This window comes from Psychromonas sp., assembly GCF_041586535.1.
Taxonomy (GTDB): Bacteria; Pseudomonadota; Gammaproteobacteria; order Enterobacterales; family Psychromonadaceae; genus Psychromonas.
In genome coordinates this window covers 1-9,851 of the sequence record NZ_JBFGZY010000146.1, presented here as the reverse complement: position 1 = coordinate 9,851, position 9,851 = coordinate 1, and the positions used below count along the sequence as shown (strand labels likewise).

The 9,851-nt window shown below is 43.4% G+C and carries 6 protein-coding genes; 2 read left to right on the top strand and 4 right to left on the bottom strand.

Going from position 1 to position 9,851, the window contains the following annotated elements; translation table 11 throughout:
- Positions 1-182: 182 nt before the first annotated feature.
- From ABZA00_RS14525 to rluC, 3 genes are all read right to left on the bottom strand, one after another.
- Positions 183-1,166 (bottom strand): glycosyl transferase family protein, encoded by a 984-nt coding sequence (locus ABZA00_RS14525; RefSeq protein WP_372882881.1) that lies wholly within the window; start codon positions 1,164-1,166, stop codon positions 183-185.
- Positions 1,167-1,175: 9 nt separating this feature from the next.
- Positions 1,176-1,859, bottom strand: coding sequence for an HAD family hydrolase (locus tag ABZA00_RS14520; protein WP_372882880.1), 684 nt, complete (start codon positions 1,857-1,859; stop codon positions 1,176-1,178).
- Positions 1,860-2,523: 664 nt separating this feature from the next.
- Positions 2,524-3,462: a 23S rRNA pseudouridine(955/2504/2580) synthase RluC gene (gene rluC, locus ABZA00_RS14515; RefSeq protein WP_372882879.1), complete on the bottom strand. Its 939-nt coding sequence runs from the start codon at positions 3,460-3,462 to the stop codon at positions 2,524-2,526.
- Between the two features lie 649 nt (positions 3,463-4,111).
- Here rluC and rne point away from each other — a divergent pair.
- Together rne and trxB are read left to right on the top strand one after the other, a co-directional pair.
- On the top strand, positions 4,112-7,153 hold the full coding sequence (rne, locus tag ABZA00_RS14510; protein ID WP_372882878.1) for a ribonuclease E: 3,042 nt from the start codon (positions 4,112-4,114) through the stop codon (positions 7,151-7,153).
- 187 nt (positions 7,154-7,340) lie between these two features.
- Entirely contained in the window at positions 7,341-8,294 is a 954-nt protein-coding gene (gene trxB / locus ABZA00_RS14505; protein ID WP_372882877.1) for a thioredoxin-disulfide reductase, read from the top strand.
- Positions 8,295-8,618: 324 nt separating this feature from the next.
- On the opposite strand, the gene nlpI is transcribed toward trxB, so the two are convergent.
- Positions 8,619-9,548, bottom strand: coding sequence for a lipoprotein NlpI (nlpI, locus tag ABZA00_RS14500; RefSeq protein WP_372882876.1), 930 nt, complete (start codon positions 9,546-9,548; stop codon positions 8,619-8,621).
- Positions 9,549-9,851: the final 303 nt, after the last annotated feature.

Sequence of the window (9,851 nt, the reverse complement as noted above, 5' to 3'; positions counted from 1 at the left end):
TGGGCATTATAATAGATGAAGTTATCTTTTTTGACTCATGTAGAGCTCAATGCCGGGATTTTCGTTCCTTTCAAGGCAAGGTTGTGAAGTAATAGCCGGCTATTACAAGCAAACTTAACGCAGAAAGGGGCGAAAAGAGCGCTGTTGAGGAATGTCGCTTATCCAGAGTTGAGGTTACTTATCTAAAGCTCCTTATTTCTGGCATGCCAGTATTCTCTTGCCACTAACAAACTCTCCTGCTGCGTAGCACAATCCTGCATCTGCAGTAAAACAACAGCGATCGTTGCAATAACAGCCGCTTCTCCATAAGTATCATGGTGTTCGCCGCGCCAGACCCTGGATAAATACTCAGCAGACACTTCAGTATGTGCGCCGCTGCTTTCTTCTAAAAAGGTCGGCCACTCCTGTTCAAAATACTCCCCCTCATCGGCGAGTGTTCTTACACCGCATACGGTCGTAGAAACACGCGGATTTATTTCACTTTCGCCACCTTCACCTTTAAAGGCAACCATGTTCTTTTCCCCCGTTAACAGCGCCGCATGAGCATGCAGTTTTTCATAACCTTTATGAAAAACACCGTGCATTGCGTAAGGTGCATTAAGCGGGTTGAGACTTCTCGCGACCGTATTTAAGGGAGTACGTAATCCGACTTGCTCACGCAGTGCTAACAGCGGTATCAACTCGGGACAATAAGCCGATAACGGAATATAACAAAGAGCTGATTTATCCAGTTCAGCTTGTGCCTCAGCGGCAGTGGTCACCATTTTTATATTTAGTATCGGGCAGGCAGACTCAATTTGGTATTTGACCGCATCCACCGCGTTATGCCCATGCAGGACAACTCTTTTCCCCTGTTCAGCAAGTACCTTTGCCGCTAATAATAACCATGGTGGTTGACGTTTTTTCCCGGCAAAACAGGGCCAGTCCAGCTGCACTTCAACTTTTCCCCATTGCGGATCAATGCGTTCACGCAGCGCCTGAATATAACCCGCCGCCTCTTCAGGCGTTTCACAACGCACACGCTGCAGCATCAATAGGACCGCTAATTGTAATAATTCTGCCTCACCGTTTAAATAACAACTGAGCGCATCATGTGCCTCCTGCTGAGTTAAAGCACGCTTGCCTTTTTCACCACGACCGGTGATTTTGATATAATCGCTGAACACTGTTTTTCCTTAAATATAGTTACCAAGCTGATTTGGCAGATCATCTAAAATTGCAATCGGTTTATAGCGCGACAGTGTGGTTTCACAATGGACCCCATAGGTGACGCCGATACAGTCAATATTCGCGTTATTCGCCATTTCCAAATCAAATGAAGAATCACCTATCATCAGAGCTTGTTCAGCCTTCATGTCCAGCTCGGTTAAAATGTTATGCAGCATCAGCGGGTGAGGTTTAGAAAGTGCTTCGTCGCCACAGTAAGTAACAGCAAAAAGATCATTCAGATCATGCTCGTTAAGCACACGATTGAGTCCATTACGCCCTTTTCCCGTTGCAACAGCAAGAATATAACCCTGCTCTTTCAATATTTTTAACCAGTCTTTAATCCCCGGATAAAATGGCGTTTTCTGTTTATTTAAACTGGCATATTGCTGGCGATAGGCTTCGACCAGTTCCTCACGTTTATCCGCCACTAAACTCGGGTAAAGCGTTGCCATGGCTTTATCTAAACTGAGACCGATAATATTACGAATAGATTGCGCGGAAGGAACGGCTAAATTATTAAGCTGTGCGGCGACACCGACGCAGGCGATAATTTTATCGATAGAATCCATCAAGGTGCCATCCCAATCGAAAATAATAAGTGAATATTTTTTTTTTGTTGAATTTTCAACAGTCAGTTTATTGCAGAGCATATAGTTTCCGTGCGGTTCTGTGGTTGATTTTATTCCAAGATACTTAAAGTCTGGCTGTTCGGCAAGTACCTTATAGTAACCGGTTATATCTGAGGTCTAATTTGTAGTGTGCATTTATGCAGCGTACCTTGAATCTCAAACAATAAAAGTAAACAAACGATATCCGGAACTGAGCCTTCAGGCGAGGCAGTTAATGTTGCAGAGGAGAATCCAGGCGCGGGTACGGCATAAGACAAGTAACAGTTAAGTTAAAGCAAAAAATGGTGCGCGTAGCACACCCTACGGTGGTAGCTCCCGCAAACTATCAATAAATAAGGCTATTTAATGCACCGCCAACGGGAGAATATATCATTTTAAAAATTGCGACAAAAAGAGTAGGGTGTGCTTTGCGCACCGAAATTACCACAGATTTAAAAGTGTTGAAAAATGGTGTGGAGCTAGTTTACAACGCGATGGATAGAATAAATACATCACTATTCCGGAGAAAAGAATCTACGCTTTGGCAACATTGATGTTAGAAATTTCCAATACGCGATAAGCACGATTATGAAAAATGGCCATAATTGGTGCGCAAAGCACACCCTACTTGCAGACCCTAAGAACTTACAGATAACCAACCGCTTTTTTAAAAAAGCAGTTGGTCGCTGTAACCTGAAAATCAGAGTTAACTTTTCTGCAGTTTATCCAATAAAGTTGTCAACTCCACACAGAGTGGTGCACTGACGGTTAGCTGCTTTTCTAAAACAGGATGGAAAAAAGTAATATGCGCGGCATGTAAAAACAGGCGATTTAAGCCTAACCCCTGCATCGCCCGAGTGAATACTTCATTACCATAACGATCATCGCAGGCAATATTATGCCCTTTACAGGCAGTATGGACGCGTATCTGATGGGTTCTTCCCGTAACCGGCGAAGCCTCAAGCAAAGTTGCTCCCTGAAAACGCTGCAGAATTTTAAAACGCGTTTCGGAGGCTTTGCCTAACGGACTTACTTTCACCACAGAATCCTGTGCATTTTTCAGTAACGGCTCGCTAACACTGCGCCATTTTTTATCCCAGGTCCCTTTAACCAGGGTATGATATTGTTTGTTCATGGTTTTATTGCGCAGTTGCTCATGCAACGCGCGCAACATACTGCGTTTTTTGGCAATCAGTAAACAGCCCGATGTATCTTTATCAAGGCGGTGAACCAATTCTAGAAAACGCGCATCCGGGCGTAAGGCCCGCAGGCCTTCAATAGCACCAAAATCAAGTCCGCTGCCGCCGTGAACAGCGAGCCCCGAGGGTTTATTTAAAATGATCAAAGCATCATCTTCATAAACTATCCTCTCTTCCAGATTGGCTATTTTATCGAGTTTAGGGGAAGGCAAGACATTATCTTTTGCAACGCGCACGGGCGGAATACGGACAATATCGCCCGATTGCAGTTTATATTCAGGTTTAATGCGTTTTTTATTAACACGCACTTCCCCCTTACGCACAATCCGATAGATCATACTTTTAGGGACACCCTTTAAATGTAAACGAAGATAATTATCAATTCGTTGTTGTGCATTCTCTTGAGTGATCTCAAGTATGCGTACTGTGTAGTTTATCTGTTCCATTCGTTAAGTTTATCACGAGTTATATAGCCATGATACTTCAAGATGCAAAGTCAGCAAGGAAAATTGTGCTGAGATGCTAGAGCACCATATAGCTTAAAAAACGAACGCCAGAGCTGGCTAAAAATCGCTCAGGCAAGGCGTGTTAGCGAAGGAATAGAGATCTCTTTCGAGCTGACACAACGCAGATTGGTACAATTTACCTTGCCCAACGGGGCGTGAGCTCGAAAACCAGCGCTACGTTGCACCAATCGAAAAGTGAAGGCCATTCCCTCATGTTGCGTTTTGCTCTGTTCTCCGAGCTCGCGCCTGACAAAACATTTTGAAGTAACATGGGTATAGAGATAATATCTAAAAATTTATATTGCGGGTAAAGTACTATTAATGAGACAATCATAGAGTTAAAGACTCGCTGATAAAAACACATTCAGCTGGCAGTCTAAACGCCTATAAATACAAAAACAGAATGTTGAGTCTTATTCTTATTTTTTTGATTACCTTCAAAGTAATAAGAATCAGATCTTTGCTTTTACTTTCAAATGCACCTCTACATATTCTCCAGTCGCGAGACTGCATAACCAGACTCGAGGTCAAGTAAGCAGATACATAACCAACAAATTAAAAATAACGATAAAATATAAGAGTTTATTAAATGAAAAGAATGTTAATCAATGCAACTCAAGCTGAAGAGTTGCGTGTGGCCCTCGTTGACGGCCAAAAGTTATATGATCTAGATATTGAGAGTCCGGGTCATGAGCAGAAAAAAGCAAACATTTACAAAGGAAAAATCACCCGCGTAGAGCCTAGTTTAGAAGCCGCATTTGTTGAATACGGCGCCGAAAGACATGGTTTCCTGCCACTTAAAGAAATTGCCCGCACCTACTTCCCTGATGGTTACTCTTTTAAAGGACGTCCAAATATCAAGGATGTTATCAAAGAAGGTCAGGAAGTCATTGTCCAGATCGAAAAAGAAGAGCGTGGTAACAAAGGTGCAGCATTAACCACCTTTATCAGCCTGGCTGGCAGCTACCTGGTATTGATGCCCAATAACCCCCGGGCAGGCGGTATCTCCCGTCGTATCGAAGGTGATGAACGAACGCAACTTAAAGAAGCCCTTAGTCATCTCAAACTACCGAACGGCATGGGTTTAATCGTGCGCACTGCGGGTGTAGGTAAAACACCTGAAGAGTTAGAATGGGACCTTAATGTGCTGGTTAATCATTGGCAGGCCATTGACGAAGCGGCAACCTCCCAACCTGCACCTTTTTTAATTCACCGTGAAAGTAATGTTATTGTCCGCTCTATCCGTGATTATCTGCGTCGCGATATCGGTGAAATTGTCATTGACCATGCTAAAACTTTTGAACTTGCCAAAAGCCATATCGCCATGGTTCGCCCGGATTATATAAATCGTCTGAAATTATACCAGGGCGAAATACCGCTATTCACCCATTATCAGGTAGAAAGTCAAATTGAATCGGCTTTCCAGCGCGAAGTCCGCTTACCGTCAGGCGGCTCAATTGTTATTGATCCCACTGAAGCATTAACCTCAATTGATATCAACTCCGCACGTGCAACACGTGGCGGTGATATCGAAGAAACAGCCTTTAATACCAACCTTGAAGCTGCAGAAGAGATCGCCCGTCAATTACGCTTACGTGACTTAGGCGGTTTAGTGGTTATCGACTTTATCGATATGACCCCTGCCCGCCATCAGCGTGAAGTTGAAAACCGCATGCGTGAATCTGTACGTCAGGACAGAGCGCGTATTCAATTGGGCCGTATTTCCCGTTTCGGTCTGATGGAGATGTCACGTCAGCGTATCCGCCCTTCTCTCGGCGAATCAGCGTCACGTGTTTGTCCGCGTTGTCATGGCCAGGGTACCATTCGCGATAATGAATCACTTGCGTTAGCTATCTTACGATTAATCGAAGAGGAAGGCTTAAAAGAGAATACTGTGCAGATTCAGGCAACGGTTCCGGTTGCAGTTGCAGCTTACCTGTTAAATGAAAAACGTAAATCTGTTGCAAAAATTGAAAAACGCCATGGTTGTGAAGTTTACATTATTCCCAATGCAAACCTGTTAACCCCGCACTTTGAAATCAAACGTACCCGCAAAGACGGTAAAGAAGATATCAATTACGATGCGCTGGAAAAACAACATACCGTTTACATTCCAAATGTTATTAAAGATGAACAAAAAAATGAAGCGGACCCTGTTCTGTCGGGTTTTGCCAGCCCTAAACAGCAGACAGTCGCACCCAAATTAGAGCAGGAAGCCGCTGTTACCGATCAGAAAGCAATACCGGCATCATCACCCTCTTTACTGACAAAAATAATATCGGCAATCACCTCTATTTTCAGCACTAAAGAAGTAGAACAACCCGTTGAGAAAAAAGCAGAGCAGCCTGCAGCGAAACCGGAAACGAATGTGCGTAGTAACCGTAACAGCAACCGCAACCGTAATCGTAACCGTAATCAAAATCGTCCTGATAAAGTTCGTTCTGCAGAAGCGGCAGCTGAGCCTAAAGCAAAACCTCAGCGTCCTAAAAAACCGCAAAAAGCGGATCAGCAGGGTAATGAAGAAGTTGTGGCAGTTCGTCGTAAACGCAGAAATATGCGTAAAAAAGTACGCATTCAGAATGCACCTGAAGCCGCCACCCCGGAAACGGCAGTTGTTGATGAGTCAAACTTAGACAGTAAAACGTCTAAAAACGTGGAAGCGAAAAAAGCGCCTACCGTTAAACAAAAGTCTGAAGCGGCAAAAACTAAACCGATTAAAGCAAAAGCACCTGCAAAAGAAGAAGCAGATAAGCTGGCAACGGCAGCAGAAAACACAGCAGAAACGGTTGAGAAAACTGAAACTGAAGACCATCAAAAAGTGGCAATACCAAGCCGTCGTTCACGTTATTTACGTAATAACGCGCAACGCGGAAAAAGAAATGCCGCTTCTGAGAACAAAGAGGATTATGTACTGCCGGCAGATCAAAAAGATCCCGTAAGCAGCCGTTACCCTGAATCAGAAACAGCCACTAATGAAGCTAAATTTGAGCCGGTAGCGGATCAGGCAATGGCTGAAATGGCGGATACAAAAACACAAACTGCTACAGCACCCATCGCAGTAGAAATTGACGCTATTGAAACTGTTACAACTACCCAACAGGCTGTTGAACAAATTCAGGAAAGCCTTAAGGACGATGTGATTGAAGCGGCTGCACAGATTCTCCCTGAACAGACGACGCAAAAACCTGCTGATGTTGATGTTAAAGTTGCCGATACAGCGCCAGCTATCGCACAACCGACTGAAATTGCTAAAGCAGAAGAAACGCCTGAAGTACAAGAAGTAACTGCAGTTGAAGCACCAACCGAAGTAGATGAAGTCGCTGCGGTTGAAGCACCAACCGAAGTAAATGAAGCCGCTGCGGTTGAAGCACCGGGCAAAGTACAAAAAACTGCTGAAGTGGCTGCTGAGAAACAGTCTGACAGCAAAAACCACGGCACTGTCAGTAATGTCAGTAAATCATCAACTTCCCCGATGACTAAAACTGTCAGCGGGCCACTGGATCTGAATGCTGAAATAGTCATTATCGGCGCGACGGAGCGTACAACTATCGCTAAGTCAACACGCCAGGCAGGCAGTAGTTTTGCAACAAACAATGCCAGCAGTGAAACAGTTAAAGCCACGTTAAAATAACTATTTAATTAATTAATATTTAGTTAATAGTTTTTAACTATCACTTCAAACGGATATTTCAATGAAATATCCGTTTTTTTATACTGTTTTTTTCTCTGCAGAGGTTTACTATAACCCTCCAGAATTTATTGCAAATTATTTACAGACAAAGCAAACAATAAAAGATCTCTTTATACAAGGTATAGTTATGAGCGAAACAAAACATCACAAATTATTAATTTTAGGTTCAGGACCAGCGGGATATACTGCGGCGGTTTATGCAGCACGTGCAAATTTAAACCCGGTATTGCTCACAGGAATGCAGCAAGGCGGACAGCTTACCACAACAACTGATGTTGAAAACTGGCCTGGTGGCGGTGCAGATATGACCGGCCCGGGCTTAATGGAAAGCATGAAAGCGCACGCTGAACGTTTTGACACTGAAATCATCTTTGATCATATCAACGAAGTTGAATTAACCCAGCGCCCTTTCACTTTAAAAGGCGATAATGGTTCATACACTTGTGACGCATTGATCATTGCAACGGGTGCATCGGCACGTTATCTTGGCCTGGAATCCGAAGAAGCTTTTAAAGGTCGCGGCGTTTCAGCCTGTGCAACCTGTGATGGTTTCTTCTATAAAAACCAGAAAGTTGCCGTTGTTGGCGGTGGTAATACAGCCGTTGAAGAAGCTTTATATCTATCAAATATTGCTTCGGAAGTGCATTTGATTCACCGCAGAACAGGCTTCCGCAGTGAGAAAATTTTGTTAGACAGACTTAATGATAAAGTCGCTAACGGTAATATTATTTTACACACCGACAGAGTATTGGATGAAGTATTGGGCGATGAAATGGGCGTAACAGGCCTGCGTTTAAAAGACACCCTGTCAGTCAATACTGAAGTTCTTGAGGTAATGGGCGTGTTTATCGCTATCGGCCATAAACCTAATACCGATATGTTTGCCGGTCAGCTTGAGATGAACCACGGTTACCTGAAAGTGCAATCCGGTAGCGAAGGTAATGCTACGCAGACAAGCATCGAAGGTGTTTTTGCTGCAGGCGATGTATCTGATCATATCTACCGTCAGGCAATCACCTCTGCCGGTACGGGCTGTATGGCAGCACTGGATGCTGAGCGCTACTTGGATAATCTAAAATAATATTGTTAATTTGAAATAATATCCGCAAAAGGTAACCCTATGGTTACCTTTTTTGTTTTTATCCGGGTAAAAACCCCAGCAACCCGCTGTATCATATAAGCGACTTTGTAGGCTGCATTTATGCACCCACAGTGCAATGACAACGATGCGCAAACACACACGGATTTCTGCTGCGTTAAGTTTTAGCAAACTGTAGGGTGTATTTATGCACCATGAACAACGTCAACAATGCAATGACTTACGGCTGAAAGCTGAGGGCTGAAAGCTGACGGCTGACGGCTGAAAGCTGACGGCTGACGGCTGACGGCTAAAAGCTGGACTACATTACAAGCTATCCAGCCCTTCCTGCAGCTGTATCTGAATAGCCGCTAATTCCATCAGAGAATATTTATACTCGATAAATTCATGGATATTGGTTGCCGTACTTAATTTAAAGTAATAAATCGCTTTTTCGATATTACCTGATAACTTATGCCAGTGGCCGAGATAAAAATAAGCTTCACATAACCGCTTCGCCAGCTCTTTATTGCTTCTGACACCGTAACTGACAGTTTCAAGAAATCTCTTTTCTGTGATCCTGCCGGCAATGACGTCGACTATTGACCAGGCATAACGCATATCTTCTTTTAATTGAGTATCTGACCGCAACGCGTCTAACGCTTTTTGCGGATCCAGCTGCGCTGTGATAATAAAGCGCCATAAAATACGGTAGGGATCCGTTTTATCAAGCATATAGAACTTTTCAATATCACTTTTAGCCAGATAATAACGTTCAACTTGATACAGACCGGCTGCACGGTGTAAATAACTGTATTGCATCTCCTGAGAAAGCTCTAATGCTGAATCAAAAGCGTCAAAAGCTTCGTCATAAGACTGAGAGAGCAACAAATACAAGCCTAAAGAATTATAAGGTTCGGCAAAGGTAGGATCGGCATTCAACGCCTGGGTAAAATCATAACGGCTATGAGCAGTTAACCCCATGCGGTCATAAATAGCACCACGCTCATAAAACAGTATCGCCCGCTGTCTGCCGGACAAACCTTTTTCCTCAGCAAGTAGTTGATTAATCCTTAATAACTTAATCTCATCTTGATAGTCAACTTGAACTGCTGTTGGCAGCGGCAACTGGCGAATCGCGAGATTCTGCTCAGAAAAATCCCGTGCCCTCTCAGGAGCGGTATCAGGAAGAGACTGGCAGGCTGTTAATACAAAGAAAAAGGGTAAAGCGAATAACCTTGGACGGTAGAATCTCATGAATAAATCCTTTAAGACAAGAGATTTAAGAGTGAACTATAACCAGCGGAAAGTAAAGGCAGATATAAAAAAAGCACTGCAGCTGTGCGCTATACCCAAGCTACTTCAAGATGCAGATTTCGCTATCTTGAGGCAGCCTGGATATATCACATTGATCACAGCAAAATTATACCAATTCCGTTAATTAGATGATCTATTTAGGCGTAGGAAAATGGATGAAAGCAAGGCATTGATTGCAGTAACTAGTTGTTCTAATTACAAAATCAATAACAAAGACTAAAACGTAGTTTTATGTCTAGCTAG